This is a genomic window from Streptomyces sp. NPDC057271, assembly GCF_042668715.1.
Classification (GTDB): Bacteria; Actinomycetota; Actinomycetes; order Streptomycetales; family Streptomycetaceae; genus Streptomyces.
On the sequence record NZ_JBHUYJ010000139.1, the window covers coordinates 1 to 17,222 of the forward strand.

Here is a 17,222-nt window from a genome sequence, read left to right on the forward strand (position 1 = left end):
GCCGACACCCGCGCCGCGATCGGTCAGGTCTCGGACACCGCCACCGGCTGGATCCGCCCGCCCGGCGGCGGTGCGAACGGCGCCGAGCCCGGCCCCCCGCCGGGCGCCCGCCCGCTCCCCGTACCCGCTCCGGCGCCGGAGGCGGCGCCCGAGCCCGCGCACTGGCGGCCCTGGCGCTTCCGGATGTCGAACGACGTCTGGGGCACCCCGGTCGTCGCCGGCGACCTGCTCTACGTGACCTCCTTCGAGGTGCATGCCCTGGACGTGGCCAGTGGCCGCCGCCAGTTCAAGACACGGGACGTCGCCTGGTCGATGGCGGTGGCCCAGGGCCGTATCCACGCCTCCGACGGGCCGACGCTCTACGCCCTCGACGCGACCGACGGCAGCGAGCGCTGGCGGCTCCAGACGGACGCCTGGGTGTACTCGCTCAAGGTCGACCGGGGCACGGTCGTCACCGGCACCCGGGGCGGCGGCGTCCAGGGCTGGGAGGCCTCCAACGGCGCCAAGCTGTGGGAGATCAACGGTGCCCAGACCGACTTCGAGACCCCGGAGGCGGGGCCCGCCGTGCACGGCGACACGGTGTACGTGTGGCGCGACGCCCGGCTCCAGGCGCTGGACGCCCGTACGGGTGTGGAGCGCTGGTCGTACCCGGTCGGCGACGCCGCCTCGTGCGGCAACGTGCCGGTGCGGGTGACTCCCGCGGAGGACGGCTGCGTGTACGTCGCGGCCGGGACGCGGGTCCTCTCGATCGACATCGCCGGCGGGCACGTCCGCTGGCACTTCGAGGCCCCCGCCGTCTTCCTCTCTCCGCCGACCTTCGCGCCCGGCCCAGCCGTCACGGGCGGCGGGGTCTACCTCGCCGACTACCTCGGGACGGTGTACGCGCTGGACGCGACCACCGGCCAGGACCGCTGGCGGATCGCGACCGAGTCGCGCCAGTCGATCGAGCCGGTCCTGGTCGTCGACGGCAACGTCCACGTGGGCAGCGGCAGCGCGCTGTACACGCTCGACGCCGTCACCGGCACGCCGAAGTGGCGGTTCGCGGCGGGCGGCGAGCTGACCGGTGCGCCGGTCGTCGCCGACGGCCGGGTGCACTTCGGGTCGGCGGACCACGTCCTGTACACGCTGGACGCGACGGGCGGCCAGCTGCGCTGGAAGCTCGCGACCGGCGGCGAGATCACCGGCTCGCCGGTGGCGCGGGGCGGGGTCGTGTACGCGTGCAGCAAGGACCGGTGCGTGTACGCGCTGGACGCGGTGAAGGGCACGGCGACGGGCCGAGGGGCGGCGGCCCCCAGGGCCTGAGCCCAGGCGCCGGGGGCGTCGAGCCGGGGCGCCGCGCCGGTCGGGGCGCCGGGGTGCCGCGCCGGGGCGGGGATGCCGGGCCGGGGTCGGCTGGTCGGGGCGCGCCGGGGTGCACGGGACCCGGTCGGGGGCGCCGAGCGGGGGCGAAGACGTCGCGTCAGGCGCGGTGGCTTGGGGGCTGCTGTCCCGGGTCCTGGTCCCAGGGCGGGACGTCCGAGGTCCGCGTGGGCGCGCCGTAGGGGTCGTCCGGCGTCAGGTAGCCGGGCTGCGTAGGCCGGTCGGGATCCACGAGGCCGCCGGGCGGCATGTGATCCGCCGGCTGCCAGGGTTCCGTGTGGCGGCCGGGCTCGGGCTCGCCGAGGGGCAGGCTCCGCCTGGGCGCCCGGCGGCCGGACATGACGAGGGACGCCAGGAGGAGCAGGACTCCGCCGCCTAGGGCGTACGCGACGCCGTCGCCGAGCCCCGTACCGTCGCCGGAGATCGTGAGGCCGCCCTCGGCCTGGCCGACTCGGACCATCCACAGGATGGTGAAGCCCAGCACGGTCAGCCCGGCCAGGGCCACGAGCAGGCGCGAGCGGAAGACCACGCCGACGAGGGTGACCACGGCCGCGAAGGCGAACGGCAGCAGGATCGAACCGATCACGTCCGCCTTGGCCTCGGTGATGCCGCCGAACAGGTCCGCGATGCGGTATTCGCTGCCGTGACGGCCGTCGTACCAGGCACGGAAGGGGCTCCAGACGGCGGCCGTCGCTCCGGCGAGGGCCAGGACCGAGCCGATGACGTTGCGGACCATCGATCGGCCTCCTTACGGTCCGGCTCTCGCTGTCGACGCTACGCCGGGTGCGGGGGCCCCGCCACGCGGCACCAGGGTGGCGCGTGGCGTCCGCGACGGTCACCTCGTCCTCGGTTCCGGCTCCGGCTCCGGTTCCGGCTCCGGCTCCGGCTCCGGTTCCGGCTCCGGTTCCGGCTCCGGCTCCGGCTCCGGCTCCGGTTCCGGCTCCGGCTCCGGCTCCGGCTCCGGCGGAGGCGACGGTGGCGGATCGTGTGAAGTTCGCGCAGAAGAAGAGCGAAGGCCGGCCGGGCCGGAAGGCGGACGCCACCGACCGGTGTCCGCGTCACCGCGCGGGCTTCGGTGACGGAGACCTTCCGCGCTGAGCTGGAGTTCCAGGACGCGGGCGGCCTGAAGCGGGACGAGGCGTCCAAGGACGTCACCGTGTGGCCGGGAGAGGCCGAGGAGTTCGCGACGTGTCGATGGAGTCGCCGAGCGCGGTCGACCGGGTCCGGACGTGTGAGATCGCGAGGGTCTCCGTCCAGTAGGGTGACGTGCGCCCGTCAAGGCGGGCGCATCCGCTCATTCGCACACCGCACATTCAACGGGGGTTGAAGCGTGAAGTTTCGTCATGTCCGTGCCATCGCCGTCTTCGGTATCGCTCTGGTCGCGCTCACCGGCGCCCGCGGCTCCAACGGCGGCAGCTGCGACGGGGGCGGCTCCAGCAGCTCCGGCAGCAACAGCAGCTCCAGCGGCGGCTCCGACGGCAACAGCTCCAGCAGCGGTGGCGTGACCACCGGCGGCGCCGGCGGCTCGTCGAGGGACAAGGCCCAGCGCGACGTCCGCATCGACGAGTGCAAGCTCAGCGACGACCGCAAGAACCTGGTCGCCAAGGTGACGATCACCAACAGCGACTCCTCGGCGTACCTCTACGACGTCTCCCTGCAGTTCAAGGGCGACCCGGGCGCCGACATCGCGAGGGCCGAGGTGGACGACATCCGCGTCGAGGGCGGCGCCTCGACGCCGGCCGAGGCGACGACCCCGTACACCGGCACCGGCGACGGCTCCGAGTACACCCAGTGCGTCGTCGTCGACGCCGACCGCACCATCGCCTGACACGACATCCCTAGCGTGTCCGGAAGTCCGTCGTCCTCCTCGTGAACAGCTCCGCCTGCCGCTCCGGCGGCAGGTTCCCCAGCGTGACGAGGTGGGGTGCGTGGGCGAGGGCCTGGGCGCGGGCGGCCTCCTTGGCCGACCACAGGGCGCGGACCGTGCCCTGGACCGCCTCGGTCGGGTACGCCGCGATGACGGCGGCGGCCCGGCGGGCGGCGTCCAGCGCCCCGCCGGGCTCCGTCAGCTCGGAGACGAGCCCCGTCTCGTAGGCCCGGCGGGCCGAGATCCGCTCGGCCGTGCCCATCAGCGCCATGCGCGCGACCTCCCCGAACGGCATCCTCTGCGCCATGTGGATGGTCTCGAAGGCGCTGACCATCCCGTAGGCGGTGTGCGGGTCGAAGAAGGTCGCGTCCTTTCCGGCGACGAGGAACTCCGCCTCCCCGAGCAGGTAGAACGCCCCGCCGCAGGCCATCCCCTCCACGGCGGCGACCACCGGTTTCCACAGGTCGTTCGCCTTGGGGCCGATGGCGAGGAGCGGATCGTCGATCGTGTACGGGGAGGAGGGCTGGGGTACCTCGGCCGAGCGGTCGATGCCGGTGCAGAAGGCCCGGCTGCCCGCGCCGGTGACCACGACCGCCCGCACGTCGTCCTCGTACCTGAACTGCCGCCAGGTGTCGGCCAGCCGGCGCGCCATGTCCAGGGTGATCGCGTTGTGCCTGTCGGCCCGGTCGAGGGTGACGACCGCGACGCCCGTCTCCTTGTCGCGTACGACGGTGAGGGTCATCCGCGCTCCAGGAGCCAGCGGGGCACGGCCATGCCGCCGATCTCGGTGAACGCGACCCGTACGCCCGCCCCGATCCGCAGCCGGGCCGGATCGACCGAGTCGAGCGCCGCGCCGGGGGTGGCGACGACGTTGCCGACGAGCCGGATGCGGGGGGCGTCGACGAGCTCGACGACCACGGCGTTGTACGGGGCCTGGGCGGCGTAGTCGGGCAGGAGCGGCGGGTGGGGCAGGACGTACGACCAGATCCGGCCGCGTCCCGACATCGGACGCCACTCGGCGGCGAAGGACTGGCAGTGCGGGCAGCAGGGCCGGGGCGGGAAGCGCAGCTCGCCGCAGTCGGCGCAGCCCTGGATCCTCAGTTCGCCCCGGGCGGCGTACTCCCAGAAGGGGGCGCCGTCCTCGTCCACGACAGGCGTCAGCATGGTGGGACTCAACTCCTCAGGCTCGAAGCAGGATGGCCGATGTGGGGACGCCCTCGCCGGCGGTGACCAGGCAGGTGGCGGCGTCCGGGACCTGGGCGGTGGAGGTGCCGCGGAGCTGCTTCACGCCCTCGTTGATGAGGTTGAAGCCGTGGACGTACGCCTCGCTGAGTCCGCCGCCGCCGGTGTTGACGGGCAGCCGGCCGCCGATCTCCAGCGCGCCGCCCTCGGTGAACGCGGCGCCCTCGCCGCGGTCGCAGAAGCCGTACCCCTCCAGGGAGAGCGGGATGAGCGGGGTGAACGCGTCGTAGATCTGGGCGACGTCGACGTCCTGGGGCCCGAAGTCGGCCTGTTTCCAGAGGTGTCGGGCGGCGGTCCAGGCGGGCCCGGTGAGCGGGTCGTCGTTCCAGTAGTTGACCATCCCGTGGTGCTGGGAGGGCAGGCCCTGGGCGGCGGAGTGGACGTACACGGGCTTCCGCCGGCAGTCGCGGGCCCGTTCGGCGCTGACGATGACGCAGGCCAACGCCCCGTCCGTCTCCAGGCAGTTGTCGAAGAGGCAGAGGGGTTCGCTGATCCAGCGGGCGGTCATGTACATCTCGCGGGTCAGCGGGCGTTCGTACATGATCGCCGCCGGGTTCTGGTTGGCGCGGTTGCGGCAGGCGAGGGCGACGTTGAAGAGGTGGTCGCGGGTGGCGCCGTACTCGTGCATGTAGCGGCGGGCGAGCATGCCGATCTCGTCGGAGGGCCGCAGGAGCCCGAAGGGCCGGGTCCACTGGCCGGGGGTGGGCAGCTGCACGGCGGTGTTCTTCCACGGCCGGGGCCCGCTGCCGCGCTTGCGTGACCGCCAGGCCACCCCGACGCTCGCCTGCCCGGTGGCGACGGCGGCGGCGAGATGGCCGACGGTGGCGCACGAGCCGCCGCCCCCGAAGCCGACCTTGGAGAAGAAGGTGACGTCACCGGCGCCGATGGCCTTGGCGACCTCGACCTCGTCGGTCTCCTCCATCGTGTACGAGGCGAAGGCGTCGACCTCGGAGGGCGCGATGCCGGCGTCGTCGAGTGCCGCGAGGATCGCCCGGCAGGCGAGCGTCTTCTCGGACTCGGGGAGCTGTTTCGCGAATGGTGTCTGTCCGATTCCGACGATGGCCGTGGCGTCCTTGAGCACTGCAACCTCCCCGATCGCGAGCTGCTGACAGCGCGTCAGGGTACAGCTAATCTGACGGATAGTCAGCTACGGGTGCGGCGGAAGGGACTGCGATGCGCGGCGACCTGGAATGGGGCTCGATAGCGGGGCTCGTACGCTCGGCGGCCGAACGGTACGGAGCGGCGGAGGCGGTGGTCGACGGCCGTACCCGCGTCTCGTACGAGGAGCTGGGCGAGCGCGTCGAACGCGCCGCCGCGGCCTGCCTCGCGGCAGGCGTGGAGCGTGGCGACCGGGTCGCGATCTGGGCGCCCAACACCCTGGACTGGATCGTCTCGGCGCTCGGGGCGGTGACGGCGGGGGCGGTGCTCGTCCCGCTGAACACCCGCTTCAAGGGCACGGAGGCGGCGTACGTCATCTCCCGCTCCCGGGCGAAGCTGCTCTTCGTCACCGGGACCTTCCTGGGCACCTCGTACGTCGCCTCGCTGCGCCGAGCCGGGGTCGAACTCCCACACCTGGAAAGGGTGGTGGTGCTCGCGGACGGGGCGCCCGAGGAGTACACGACCTGGAAGGACTTCCTGGCGGAGGGGGAGGCGGTCTCCTCGGCGGAGGTCCGTGCCAGGGCCGACACGATCGACTCCGCCGACCCCTCGGACATCGTCTACACCTCGGGGACCACGGGTGCGCCGAAGGGCGCGGTGATCACGCACGCGCAGACGCTGCGCTGCTACGGCATCTGGTCGGAGCTCGCGGGCCTGCGGGAGGGCGACCGCTATCTGATCGTGAACCCGTTCTTCCACACCTTCGGCTACAAGGCCGGGATCATCGCCTGTCTGATGCGCGGGGCGGTGATGGTCCCGCAGCCCGTCTTCAACGTCGACACCGCCCTCGCGAACATCGCCGCCGAACGCATCTCGGTCCTGCCCGGCCCGCCCACCCTGCACCAGTCGCTCCTGGACCACCCGGCCCGCTCCTCGTACGACCTCTCCGCCCTGCGGCTCGTGGTCACGGGCGCGGCGGTCGTGCCGCTGCGGCTGGTGGAGCGCCTGCGCGGTGAGCTGGGGATCGGCACGGTCCTCACGGCGTACGGACTCTCCGAGGCGAGCGGCATCGTCACGATGTGCCGCAGAGGCGACCCCGCGGACGTCATCGCGACCACCTCCGGCCGTCCGATCCCCGGCACCGAGGTCAGGCTCTCGGCGGCGGGGGAGGTGCTGGTGCGCGGCCATCACGTGATGGGCGGCTACTTCGAGGACCCGGAGGAGACGGCGCGGGCCGTCGACGAGGACGGCTGGCTCCACACCGGCGACGTCGGGGTCCTGGACGAGGCGGGCAACCTGCGGATCACGGACCGCATCAAGGACATGTTCATCGTCGGAGGCTTCAACGCCTACCCGGCGGAGATCGAGCAACTCCTCGGCCTGCACCCGGACATCGCCGATGTCGCGGTCATCGGCGTTCCCGACCCGCGGCTCGGGGAGGTCGGGAAGGCGTTCGCGGTGCGGCGGCCGTCGGCGAGGGTCACGGCGGACGACCTGATCGCGTGGGCGCGGCGGGAGATGGCCAACTACAAGGTGCCGAGGGAGGTGGAGTTCGTCGCGGAGCTGCCGAGGAACGCGAGCGGCAAGGTGGTGAAGGGGGTGCTGAGGTCACAACATCGTCGCTGACCGGCGGAACGCCGGCTTCACGGCGGCCGGGCCGGGAACAATCCGCACCGCACGGCGTCCCTTCCCCTCGTCCTCCCTTGGAGCAGCCGGTGTCGTCCCCCGAACTCCCCTTAACCCTGACCCCACAGCAGGCGGCCATGGGGGTGACCCTCACGCTCACGCTGCCGGCCGGCCCCGCCCGCATCCGGATCCCGCCGTGCCGCCACGGCGACCTGGTCCGGGCGCAGACCGGCACCGGCACGGTGCTCCTGCGCATCCAGGTCGCCGGTCCGGCCCAGCCCGCACGCACGTCGAGTCCGTGGGGCTGCCTGGTGACGCTGGGCGTGATCGGCGCGGTGATCGCGGCGCTCGTCCTCACGAACGACGGCGACGACGAGACGCCGACGGCGGGCTCGCCGCCGGCCACCACCACCGCGACCCCGTCCCCGTTCCCGACGACCGACCCGGCCCCCACGACGGAGGCCCCGCCTGACCCGTACACGAAGGGCACCTGCCTCAACGGCACGCTGCCGGACTCCACGACGCCGCAGAGCGTGAGCGACATCGACGAGGTGGACTGTTCGGCCTCGGACGCGCACTACCGGGTGATCCAGACGTTCCCGCTGACCTCGGACCTGAACCGCTGCAACGCCAACCCGAAGACGCAGTACGCCTTCTCGCACCGCTACACGATCAACGGGGCGACGGTGAACGAGTACGTCTACTGCCTGGTGGGGCTGGGCTCGTACGCGCGCTGAGCACGCAGGACCACGATGCCGTGCTCCGCGTGGCAGCGCCGCCACCCCGTCCCCTCCGCCCGCCGCAGGACCGCGGCTCCGTCGCCGATGCCCACCGTGACCGCCCGCCGACCGGGACCGCTTCACCCGCCTCGACGAGTCCCGCACCCGCGCGGCGGGCGGCGCGGGCCTGGGCCTCCCGATCGCGAGAGAGATCGCGACCCGCCACGGCGGGACGCTGACAGTGGGACGGAGCGAGCGGGGCGCGAGCCTGGTGACGAGGCTGCCGCTGGATGACGCGGGCCGCTCGCGCTGAGGGTATGTGGTGGTCCGGGCGGTGTGACCGGTGTGACCGGTGTGACCGGTGTGACCGGTGGAGTCGAACCGGGCCGGTGATCAGGTCGCGTGGAAGTCCTGGGGCCCGGAGCCCGTGGCGTGGAAGTCCTGAGGGCCGGCCTTCGTGGCGTGGAAGTCCTGAGGGCCGGCCTTCGTGGCGTGGAAGTCCTGGGCCCCGGCGCTCGTGGCGTGGAAGTCCTGGGGCCCGGCCTTCGTGGCGTGGAAGTCCTGGAGGGTGAGGCCCGTGGCGTGGAAGTCCGCCTGGGCCGGGGTCGCCGTGCCTGCGGCGAACATCGCGGCGATGAAGGCTCCGGCCAGGAAGCGTGCGGTGCGGGACATGGCGACTCCTTGTGCGGACAGGGGCTTGCGTGCCGTTCCAGCCTGCGCGATCGAGAACGTCAGTTCGACGGTTGCGTGACATTCCGGCCAGGTGGGGGCGACGGATTGGCCGGGATCCCGTAGCCGACGCGAGAGGGGCCGGGCGGATGCCCGGCCCCTCCTCACCGTCCGGTCGCTCGACGCGACAGGCTCTGCCCGACCGGTCCCCCCCCGGCCGTCGGACGTCCCCCGAGCCATCGCCTTCGGCATTCCGGACGGTCACGGCCTCGGCGGCTCCCCCGATGGCGCCGCCGGGGCCGTCCCCCGTCGCGAGCCGGCCCCTCGTTCCCCCGTGGGGCCGGCCCGGGTCGCTACTTGATGGGCTCGCTCGTCGCGTGGGCGTCCAGCGGCTTGATGGGCTCGCTCGTCGCGTGGGCGTCCAGCGGCTTGATGGGCTCGCTCGTCGCGTGCGCGTCCAGCGTGGTGATCTCCTCGCCCGTGGCGTGGGCGTCGGTGGGCTTGAGGTTGTCGGCCATGAAGGTCATCTCCTGTAGCTGATGGACGTGGCGAGAGCGACGCCCGCCCGGCGATTCCCCCGTGGATCGCCGGGTGGGACGTCCAGGGCCGATCACCCTAACGGTGGGGCCTCATCTCGATTCGTCTGCCCCCCGACGCGGCGGATCGACATGCATGAGAGTGCCGTGCAGCGATAAACGATTGATGAACGACCTGACGCGGTCACGCCACCGCGGCCGGGTGCAGCAGCGCGCGGACGTCCCCGGCCTCGGGGGAGTCGAGCTCCTCGAAGACCGTCAGAGCCTCACGCCAGCACACGCGGGCCCGGTCGATCTGACCCAGCGCCGACAGACCGCGCCCCAGCACCGTCAGGACGTTGGCCCGCCGCCACTCGCCGCCGATCCCGTGCAGGACGGCGAGCGCCTGTTCCGCGTGGGACGCCGCCGACGCGGACTTGCGCTCGGCGAGATTGACCTCGGCGAGCCGGAACAGCGTCATGCCGTGCCACAACTTCTGCCGGCTCTCCTGGAAGACGTTCAGCGCCTCGGTGAGGACGGCACGCGCCTGACCGGTCTCGCCGGCCTCGGTGAGTGCGAGGCCCAGCGCGTACTTGCCGTTGGCGAGGCGGAGCGGCAGACCGTCGTCCGCCTCCTCGTAGATCGCGATCCCCTGGCGCGCCAGCTCGACCGCGCTGGTGATCCGGCCCATGGCGAGGTGCACCCGGGACAGGTTGCACAGGGCGCTGGCCTCCCCGGGCTTGTTCTGGTCCGCCCTGAACGCGGCGAGCGCCTGCGACAGATGGGTCTCCGCGTCCGTGTGACGGCTCTCGTAGAGCGCGATGATGCCCAGCTGGTTGGGCGCCTGCGCCGACGAGACGGGGTCGCCGGCCGCGAGGCCGGCGTCCAGCGCGCGGCGGGCCTCGTCGGCGGCCTCGCCGAACCGGCCCGAGGTGCTGTGCACATGGGTGAGCATCGTCCGGGACCGGGCCTCCGCCCGCTTGTCCCCTGCCTTCGCCGCGGCCTCGCTCACGGCCGTGGCCGCCTGTGCGAACTGATGCGTGTTCGCCCCCGACTCGGCGAGGTCGACGGCCGCCATCAGCAGGTCCGCGGCGCGGCGGAGGAGGCCGTTGGTGGCGGACTGGCGGGCACAGGCGAGGAGCCCGTCGGCCTCGGTGAACAGCCAGTCCAGGGCGGCTTCCTGTGTGTCGAAGGTGAGACCGGGATACCGGGTGCGCTCGAAGTGGTCCAGGACCCGCTCCCCCGGCCGCTCGATCGCGTACACCCGGGCCGCCGTCGACAGGTAGAAGTCCAGCAGCCGGGACAGCGCCAGTTCCCGTTCCACCGAAGGCTGTTCGTCGCTCCCCTGGCCTCCGGCATGGGGGACCCCCGCACACGCACGCGCGTAGAGCCGCACCAGATCGTGGTAGCGGTACCGGCCCGGGGCCGCCGATTCCAGGAGGGAGGTGTCCACCAGCGCCTCCAGGAGGTCCTCCGCGTCGTGGAGTTCGAGGTCGAGGACGGCCGCGGCCGCCGCGAGCGAGATGTCCGGACCGTCGGCCAGGCCGAGGAGGCGGAAGGCGCGTGCCTGGGCCGGTTCCAGCTGGCCGTAGCCGAGTTCGAAGGTGGCCTTGACCGCGAGGTCGCCCGCCTGGAGTTCGTCCAGGCGGCGCCGCTCGTCGGCGAGCTTCGCCGCCAGGACCGCCACCGTCCAGGTGCGGCGGGCGGCCAGCCGGGAGGCGGCGATACGGATCGCCAGCGGGAGGAAGCCGCACGCGGCGACCACGTCGAGCGCCGCTTCCCGTTCCGCCGAGACGCGCTCCTCGCCGACGATCCGGGTGAAGAGCTGGAGCGCCTCCTCCGGCGACATGACGTCCAGGTCCACCAGGTGCGCCCCGGCCAGGTCCACCATCCGGATGCGGCTGGTCACCAGCGCCGCGCAGCCCGCCGTGCCCGGCAGAAGGGGGCGGATCTGGGCCGCGTCCCGCGCGTTGTCGAGCAGGACGAGGACCCGTCGGCCGTCCAGCGTCGAGCGGTAGAGCGCCGCCCGCTCGTCCAGTGAGTCGGGGATCGCGGAGTCGGGCGTGCCGAGGGCCCGCAGGAACGCGCCGAGGACGGTCTCGGGGGCCGCCGCACGGGCGCCCGCGCCCTGGAGGTCGACGTAGAGCTGACCGTCGGGGAAGTGCGGACGCGCCTCGTGCGCCACGTGTACGGCGAGGGTCGTCTTGCCGACGCCGCCGATGCCCGCGAGCGCCGACACGGCCATCACGGAGCCTTCCGCCGTGGCCAGTCGCCCGCCCAGTTCCCGTACGAAGGAGTTGCGGCCGGTGAAGTCCGGAACCGTGGCCGGGAGCTGGGCGGGCCGGGAGACGACGGGCGCCGGAGCCGACTCCTCCACCGGGCGGGCCAGTTCGCTGTCGGCCTGGAGGATCCGCTGCTGGAGGCGGGCGAGCTCCGGGTTGGGGTCGACGCCCAGCTCGTCGGCGAGGAGCCGGCGGGTGTCGGCGTAGACGGCCAGTGCCTCGGCCTGCCTGCCGCTGCGGTAGAGGGCCAGCATGAGCAGTTCGCGCAGGCGCTCCCGCAGCGGGTGGGCGGCGGTCAGCGCGGTCAGCTCGGAGACGGTCTCCGCGTGCGCGCCGGCCTCCAGGTCCATGTCGAGCCGGGTCTCCAGGAGCTGTAGCCGCCACTCCTCCAGGCGTACCCGCTGCGTCTCGGCGTACGGCCCCGGTACGGAGGCGAGGGCCTCGCCGTCCCACAGTCCGAGGGCCTTGTTCAGCAGGGACCTGGCCGCCGCGCGGTCGCCCGCGCCCCGCAGCTTGTCGGCCTCGGCGGCCAGTTCCTGGGCGACGTTCAGGTCCAGCGCTCCGGCGTCGGCGGTACGGATGGCGTAGCCGCCCGACTCGCTGACGAGGACCCCGGTGTCGAGGACCTTGCGCAGCCGCGAGGCGTACGTCCGTACCGCCGCCAGCGCCTGCGAGGGCGACTCCTCGCCCCAGATGGCGTCGATCAGCTCGCCGGCCGTGGCCGTGCGCCCGTCGCGCAGGAGCAGCGCGGCGAGCAGGGCCCGTTGCTGGGGTGAGCCCGAGGGGAGGGCGGCGCCGTCCCGCCAGGCGCGTACCGGGCCGAGCACACTGAAGCGCAGGTCGTCCCTGCGGACGCGACCTGTCAGCGGAGCTCGCTGCTCCGGAACGCGCGGGCCGTTCTCACGGTCCATAGCTCCCCCTGCCGTACCGCTGGTTTCGCCCCTGACAGTCTGCCTTGCCCGGAGGGGATGCGTCAGCATCGGGTCACTGTCTGCACAAGTCCTGCCACATGATTCGGCCGACCAAGGAGCTGACGGGCCGTCAGATCGGCGCTACCGTGACACCCATGGAGACCTTCCCGAAGATCATCTCGGTGGACGACCACACCGTGGAGCCGCCTCACGTCTGGCGGGACCGGCTCCCGTCCAGGTACCGCGACACCGGACCCCGGATCGTCCGTGCGCCCCTGAAGGAAATGACCTTCCTCGGCGGAAAGTTCGCACCCGTCATGGGTGCCAAGGGCGACGACGGGCCGATCGGCGACTGGTGGGTGTACGAGGATCTGCACCGGCCGCTCACCCGCCTCGACACCGCCGTCGGCTACGACCGCGACGAGATCAGGCTGGAGGTCATCACCTACGAGCAGATGCGCCCCGGCTCGTACAGCGTCCCCGACCGGCTGGCCGACATGGACGTCAACCACGTCCAGTCCGCGCTCTGCTTCCCCACCTTCCCGCGCTTCTGCGGGCAGACCTTCACCGAGGCGACCGACCGCGAGCTCGGTCTCCTCGGCGTCCGCGCGTACAACGACTGGATGGTGGAGGAGTGGTGCGGGCCCGAGGCCCGCGGGCGGCTGATCCCGCTGACCCTCATACCCCTGTGGGACGCCGAGCTGGCCGCCGAGGAGGTGCGGCGCAACGCCGCACGCGGGGTCCGCGCCGTCGCCTTCTCCGAGATCCCGCCGCACCTCGGGCTCCCCTCGGTCCACACCGACTACTGGGACCCGTTCCTTCGCGCCTGCGACGAGACCGGAACCGTCGTCGCCATGCACATCGGCTCCTCCAGCCGGATGCCGTCCACCTCCGCCGACGCACCGCCCGCCGTCGGCTCCACCATCACCTTCGCCAACTGCTGCTTCTCGATGGTGGACTGGCTGATGAGCGGGAAGTTCGAGCGCTTCCCCGGCCTGAGGATCATGTACGCCGAAGGCCAGATCGGCTGGATCCCGTACATCCTGGAGCGCGCCGACGTCGTCTGGGAGGAGAACCGCGGCTGGGGCGGTGTCGCCGACAAGGTGCTGCGCCCGCCGTCGGAGCTCTTCGCCGAGCACGTCTACGGCTGTTTCTTCGACGACGCCTTCGGCCTGAGGAACCTGGACGCGATCGGTGTCGGGAACGTCCTCTACGAGACGGACTACCCGCACTCCGACTCCACCTGGCCCAAGTCGCGCGAGGTCGGCGAGGCGCAGATGGGGCACCTGGCGCCGGACGTCGTGGAGCGGATCGTGCGCGGCAACGCGATCGCACTGCTCGGGCTGACCCCGGACGGGCTCTGGACGCCGTAAGGAGACGCAGGGAGGCCTCTCCCGGGGCAGCGGTCTCCCGCGGTCCCTGGGGAACGTCGTCGACGTTGTGCTCGCTGAGGTCGGCCGCATGTCGGGCGACCGTGCGGTGGTCGGCGTCGTCGTGGAGGACGGTGAGCCCGTGGTGGGCCGCCGTGGCGGCGATGAGCAGGTCGATGGCCGAGGCGCTCCTGTGTTCCCCGGCCCTCGCCGTCCGATGCCGCACGGAGCCGACCCGGCCTCCCGCGTTCTTGGGTACCGCCACGTCGGGACCGTGCCCGTCCTCGTTCCGGTGCAACCCTTGCCTGACGGCGGGCGTGCCCTGACTATGGGTCCCTCAATCTCTGACGGTCCGTCAGTTAAGGGGTCCAGCATGGTGGTCTACGGCTTGCAGCTGCCCGTACAGTCGCAATCCACTCTCTACGCCGAGCCCTGGGAGGCCGCCGCGGGCCCCGCCGACCTGGTGGAGGTCGCCCGCGTCGCCGACCGGACCGGCTTCGACTACATCGCGAGCTGCGACCACGTCGCCATCCCGCGCCGCCTCGCCGGGCCCATGAGCACCGTCTGGTACGACCCGGTCGCCACGCTCTCCTTCCTGGCCGCCGCGACCGAACGCGTCCGGCTGCTCTCGCACGTCGCCGTCGTCGGCCTGCGCCACCCCCTGGTGACCGCCAAGGCGTACGCCACCCTCGACCATCTCTCCGGCGGCCGTCTGGTCCTCGGGGTCGGGGCCGGGCACGTCCAGGAGGAGTTCGAGGCCGTCGGGGCGGACTTCGCCGGGCGTGGGGGCGTGCTCGACGAGACGATCGACGCGCTCCGGGCGGCGCTCGGTCCGGAGGAGTATCCGGAGCACGCGGGCGAGCGGTTCGCCTTCAAGGACCTCGGGCAGCGGCCCCGGCCCGCGCAGGAACGGGTGCCCGTCTGGGTGGGCGGCTCCTCGCCGGCCGCCGTGCGCCGGGCCGCCCTCAAGGGGGACGGCTGGCTGCCCCAGGGCGACCCGAGGGACAGGCTCCCCGCCCGGATCGCCCGGCTCAGGAGCCTGCGCGAGGAGGCCAGGATCGAGGACCCGATCACCGTCGGGGCGATCGTCGAGGCCCTGTACGTCGGCGAGGCGAGCTGGGACGTCGGACGGCGCACGCTCTCCGGCAGGCCGGAGGCCCTCGCCGAGTCGCTGAACGCGTACGGAGCGATGGGCGTGCACCAGGTCCAGGTCCGCTTCCGCTCCCGGAGCCGTACCGAACTCACCGACCAGATGGCGGCGTTCGCCGTCGAGGTCGCCCCCCACCTGAGCTGAGGAGTGGACGGACATGGGCAAGCTGGACGGGCGGGTCGTCGTCGTCACCGGCGCGGCGCGCGGACAGGGCGAGCAGGAGGCGCGGCTCTTCGCCGCCGAGGGGGCGCGGGTCGTCCTCGCCGACGTGCTCGACGCTCCCGGCGAGGCGCTGGCGAAGGAGCTGGGGGAGGAGCGCGCGGTCTACGTCCACCTCGACGTCACGCGCGAGGAGGACTGGACGGCGGCGGTCGCCGTCGCCAGGGAGCGCTTCGGGCGGATCGACGGCCTGGTGAACAACGCGGGCATCCTGCGCTTCAACGAGCTGGTCTCCACGCCTCTGGAGGAGTTCCAGGCGATCGTCTCGGTCAACCAGGTCGGCTGTTTCCTGGGGATCCGTGCGGTCGCCCCCGAGATCGAGGCGGCCGGCGGCGGCACGATCGTCAACACCGCTTCGTACACGGGTCTGACCGGCATGGCGGGCGTCGGCGCGTACGCGGCGACCAAGCACGCCGTGCTCGGGCTGACCCGGGTCGCGGCCCTGGAGCTGGCGGCGAAGGGGATACGGGTCAACGCGGTCTGTCCGGGGGCGATCGACACCCCGATGAGCAACCCGGAGGGCGTCGATCCGGAGGCGACGGCCGGGCTGTACCGGCAGCTGGTGCCGATGGGCCGGATCGGGAGGCCCGAGGAGGTGGCGGCGCTCGCGCTCTTCCTGACCTCCGGCGACTCCTCGTACATCACGGGGCAGCCGTTCGTCATCGACGGCGGCTGGCTGGCGGGCGTGAAGCTCTTCTGACCGCCTCCGAGTCGGCCTGACGCCCCATCAGGTATTGACGCACCTGCCCCACGGTGCGAAAGTCGGGCACATCGAGAATCTGACGATTCGTCAGAAACAACGAGGACGGTGAACCCCCTTGGAATTCGGGATCTTCGTACAGGGATACGTCGGCAAGCGTGCCGAGACCGATCCCGAGGCCGAGCACAAGGCACTGATGGAGGAGACCGAGTACGTCATCCAGGCGGACACGTCCGGGTTCAAGTACGCCTGGGCCTCCGAGCACCACTTCCTGGAGGAGTACTCGCACCTCTCGGCGAACGACGTCTACCTCGGCTACCTCGCCCACGCCACCGACCGGATCCACCTCGGCTCCGGCATCTTCAACCCCCTGGCGCCGGTGAACCACCCGGTCAAGGTCGCCGAGAAGGTCGCCATGCTCGACCACCTCTCCCAGGGCCGCTTCGAGTTCGGCTCGGGCCGCGGAGCGGGCTCCCACGAGATCCTCGGGTTCATGCCGGGCATCACCGACATGAACCACACGAAGGAGATCTGGGAGGAGACGATCGCCGAGTTCCCCAAGATGTGGCTCCAGGACGAGTACGTCGGCTTCCAGGGCAAGCACTGGTCCCTGCCGCCGCGCAAGGTGCTGCCCAAGCCGTACGGGAAGTCCCACCCGGCCATGTGGTACGCGGCGGGCTCGCCCTCCTCGTACGCGATGGCGGGCAGGAAGGGGCTCGGCGTCCTCGGCTTCAGCGTCCAGAAGGTCTCCGACATGGAGTGGGTCGTCGAGTCGTACAAGACGGCCGTCAAGGAGGCCAAGGCGGTCGGCGACTTCGTCAACGACAACGTGATGGTCACCTCGACCGCGATCTGCGCCGAGACGCACGACAAGGCGGTCGAGATCGCCGTCGGCGGCGGCCTCAACTACCTGCAGTCGCTGCTCTTCCGCTACCACGACACCTTCCCCCGGCCCGAGGGCATCCCCGAGTGGCCGGAGCTGCTCCCCGAGTACAGCGCGGAGATCATCGAACTCCTCATCGCGGAGGAGCTGATGATCTGCGGCGACCCGGAGGAGGTGCTGGGCCAGTGCAAGCGCTGGGAGCAGGCGGGCGCGGACCAGCTGTCGTTCGGCCTGCCGATCGGGATCGGCTACGAGGACACGATGAACACGATCAAGCTGATCGGTGAGCACGTGATCCCCAAGATCGACACGGACCCGGTCCACCGCACGACCCGCTTCCGCGGGGCTGCGGGAGCCTGACGGGGCCCGTGTGGGCGGTCGTTCCGCCACCCGCCCGCGCCCGTGTGGGCGGTCGTTCCGCTGGGCGGGACGGGTGGGCACACGGGACGGCGCCCTGGCGGGCGCCTTCCGTTCAGGGCCCCACCCGCACCCCGGCGCAGCTGCGCGGAGCGACTGCCCACCACGGCGGGGTGCGGTCACCACAAGAAGCGCGGGGCGGTGTCTTCCCGGACCACCGTTCCGTACCGGCCCCGGCCGGGGACGTCGTAGCCG

Annotated in this window: 15 protein-coding genes and 1 pseudogene; 9 read left to right on the forward strand and 7 right to left on the reverse strand. The window is 72.4% G+C overall.

Annotated features, from left to right (window positions below):
- Positions 1-1,302 (forward strand): PQQ-binding-like beta-propeller repeat protein (locus tag ACFUJR_RS35875; protein ID WP_383451146.1); only part of this gene is annotated, 1,302 nt, incomplete at its 5' end.
- A 157-nt stretch (positions 1,303-1,459) separates the two neighbouring features.
- On the opposite strand, the gene ACFUJR_RS35880 is transcribed toward ACFUJR_RS35875, so the two are convergent.
- Positions 1,460-2,095, reverse strand: a complete 636-nt coding sequence (locus ACFUJR_RS35880; protein WP_383165908.1) for a hypothetical protein — start codon at positions 2,093-2,095, stop codon at positions 1,460-1,462.
- A gap of 594 nt (positions 2,096-2,689) precedes the next feature.
- On the opposite strand from ACFUJR_RS35880, the gene ACFUJR_RS35885 reads away from it, so the two are divergent.
- Positions 2,690-3,187 carry a hypothetical protein gene (locus ACFUJR_RS35885; RefSeq protein WP_383165905.1) on the forward strand — a complete coding sequence of 166 codons (498 nt, stop codon included), beginning with the start codon at positions 2,690-2,692 and terminating at the stop codon, positions 3,185-3,187.
- Positions 3,188-3,197: 10 nt separating this feature from the next.
- Here the strand turns inward: ACFUJR_RS35885 and ACFUJR_RS35890 are convergent, their stop codons facing one another.
- Genes ACFUJR_RS35890 through ACFUJR_RS35900 form a run of 3 tightly spaced genes read right to left on the reverse strand, consistent with a single transcriptional unit; the run spans position 3,198 to position 5,549 of the window.
- The gene (locus tag ACFUJR_RS35890) at positions 3,198-3,968 is read right to left on the reverse strand and encodes an enoyl-CoA hydratase/isomerase family protein (RefSeq protein WP_383165903.1); all 771 of its coding nucleotides are present in this window, start codon (positions 3,966-3,968) and stop codon (positions 3,198-3,200) included.
- Positions 3,965-4,390, reverse strand: coding sequence for a Zn-ribbon domain-containing OB-fold protein (locus ACFUJR_RS35895; RefSeq protein ID WP_383165900.1), 426 nt, complete (start codon positions 4,388-4,390; stop codon positions 3,965-3,967). Before ACFUJR_RS35895 ends, ACFUJR_RS35890 begins: the two co-directional genes overlap by 4 nt.
- Positions 4,391-4,406: 16 nt before the next feature.
- Positions 4,407-5,549, reverse strand: coding sequence for a lipid-transfer protein (locus tag ACFUJR_RS35900; RefSeq protein WP_383165897.1), 1,143 nt, complete (start codon positions 5,547-5,549; stop codon positions 4,407-4,409).
- Positions 5,550-5,641: 92 nt separating this feature from the next.
- On the opposite strand from ACFUJR_RS35900, the gene ACFUJR_RS35905 reads away from it, so the two are divergent.
- The 3 genes and pseudogenes from ACFUJR_RS35905 to ACFUJR_RS35915 all read left to right on the forward strand — a co-directional run.
- Positions 5,642-7,192 carry a FadD3 family acyl-CoA ligase gene (locus tag ACFUJR_RS35905; protein ID WP_383165894.1) on the forward strand — a complete coding sequence of 517 codons (1,551 nt, stop codon included), beginning with the start codon at positions 5,642-5,644 and terminating at the stop codon, positions 7,190-7,192.
- An 89-nt stretch (positions 7,193-7,281) separates the two neighbouring features.
- The gene (locus ACFUJR_RS35910) at positions 7,282-7,929 is read left to right on the forward strand and encodes a hypothetical protein (RefSeq protein ID WP_383165891.1); all 648 of its coding nucleotides are present in this window, start codon (positions 7,282-7,284) and stop codon (positions 7,927-7,929) included.
- 115 nt (positions 7,930-8,044) lie between these two features.
- A pseudogene (locus ACFUJR_RS35915) lies at positions 8,045-8,224 on the forward strand (ATP-binding protein); the annotation flags it as partial.
- An 80-nt stretch (positions 8,225-8,304) separates the two neighbouring features.
- On the opposite strand, the gene ACFUJR_RS35920 reads toward ACFUJR_RS35915, so the two are convergent.
- From ACFUJR_RS35920 to ACFUJR_RS35930, 3 genes are all read right to left on the reverse strand, one after another.
- Positions 8,305-8,583, reverse strand: a complete 279-nt coding sequence (locus ACFUJR_RS35920; RefSeq protein ID WP_383165889.1) for a hypothetical protein — start codon at positions 8,581-8,583, stop codon at positions 8,305-8,307.
- 350 nt (positions 8,584-8,933) lie between these two features.
- Positions 8,934-9,098: a hypothetical protein gene (locus ACFUJR_RS35925; RefSeq protein WP_383179786.1), complete on the reverse strand. Its 165-nt coding sequence runs from the start codon at positions 9,096-9,098 to the stop codon at positions 8,934-8,936.
- A gap of 202 nt (positions 9,099-9,300) precedes the next feature.
- Positions 9,301-12,288 carry a BTAD domain-containing putative transcriptional regulator gene (locus tag ACFUJR_RS35930; RefSeq protein ID WP_383179783.1) on the reverse strand — a complete coding sequence of 996 codons (2,988 nt, stop codon included), beginning with the start codon at positions 12,286-12,288 and terminating at the stop codon, positions 9,301-9,303.
- A gap of 155 nt (positions 12,289-12,443) precedes the next feature.
- Here ACFUJR_RS35930 and ACFUJR_RS35935 point away from each other — a divergent pair, with 155 nt between their 5' ends.
- The 4 genes from ACFUJR_RS35935 to ACFUJR_RS35950 all read left to right on the forward strand — a co-directional run bounded on the left by ACFUJR_RS35935 (position 12,444) and on the right by ACFUJR_RS35950 (position 16,970).
- The gene (locus ACFUJR_RS35935; protein ID WP_383179780.1) at positions 12,444-13,661 is read left to right on the forward strand and encodes an amidohydrolase family protein; all 1,218 of its coding nucleotides are present in this window, start codon (positions 12,444-12,446) and stop codon (positions 13,659-13,661) included.
- A 370-nt stretch (positions 13,662-14,031) separates the two neighbouring features.
- On the forward strand, positions 14,032-14,952 hold the full coding sequence (locus ACFUJR_RS35940; protein ID WP_383179777.1) for a TIGR03619 family F420-dependent LLM class oxidoreductase: 921 nt from the start codon (positions 14,032-14,034) through the stop codon (positions 14,950-14,952).
- Positions 14,953-14,965: 13 nt separating this feature from the next.
- Positions 14,966-15,727, forward strand: coding sequence for an SDR family NAD(P)-dependent oxidoreductase (locus ACFUJR_RS35945; RefSeq protein ID WP_383179774.1), 762 nt, complete (start codon positions 14,966-14,968; stop codon positions 15,725-15,727).
- Positions 15,728-15,845: 118 nt separating this feature from the next.
- The gene (locus ACFUJR_RS35950) at positions 15,846-16,970 is read left to right on the forward strand and encodes an LLM class flavin-dependent oxidoreductase (protein WP_383179771.1); all 1,125 of its coding nucleotides are present in this window, start codon (positions 15,846-15,848) and stop codon (positions 16,968-16,970) included.
- Positions 16,971-17,222: the final 252 nt, after the last annotated feature.

Coding starts and splice junctions, on each gene's coding strand:
- ACFUJR_RS35880 (WP_383165908.1), bottom strand. CDS start 2,095: ATGGTCCGCAACGTCATCGGCTCGGTCCTGGCCCTCGCCGGAGCGACG.
- ACFUJR_RS35890 (WP_383165903.1), bottom strand. CDS start 3,968: ATGACCCTCACCGTCGTACGCGACAAGGAGACGGGCGTCGCGGTCGTC.
- ACFUJR_RS35895 (WP_383165900.1), bottom strand. CDS start 4,390: ATGCTGACGCCTGTCGTGGACGAGGACGGCGCCCCCTTCTGGGAGTAC.
- ACFUJR_RS35905 (WP_383165894.1), top strand. CDS start 5,642: ATGCGCGGCGACCTGGAATGGGGCTCGATAGCGGGGCTCGTACGCTCG.
- ACFUJR_RS35920 (WP_383165889.1), bottom strand. CDS start 8,583: ATGTCCCGCACCGCACGCTTCCTGGCCGGAGCCTTCATCGCCGCGATG.
- ACFUJR_RS35925 (WP_383179786.1), bottom strand. CDS start 9,098: ATGGCCGACAACCTCAAGCCCACCGACGCCCACGCCACGGGCGAGGAG.
- ACFUJR_RS35930 (WP_383179783.1), bottom strand. CDS start 12,288: ATGGACCGTGAGAACGGCCCGCGCGTTCCGGAGCAGCGAGCTCCGCTG.
- ACFUJR_RS35935 (WP_383179780.1), top strand. CDS start 12,444: ATGGAGACCTTCCCGAAGATCATCTCGGTGGACGACCACACCGTGGAG.
- ACFUJR_RS35940 (WP_383179777.1), top strand. CDS start 14,032: ATGGTGGTCTACGGCTTGCAGCTGCCCGTACAGTCGCAATCCACTCTC.
- ACFUJR_RS35945 (WP_383179774.1), top strand. CDS start 14,966: ATGGGCAAGCTGGACGGGCGGGTCGTCGTCGTCACCGGCGCGGCGCGC.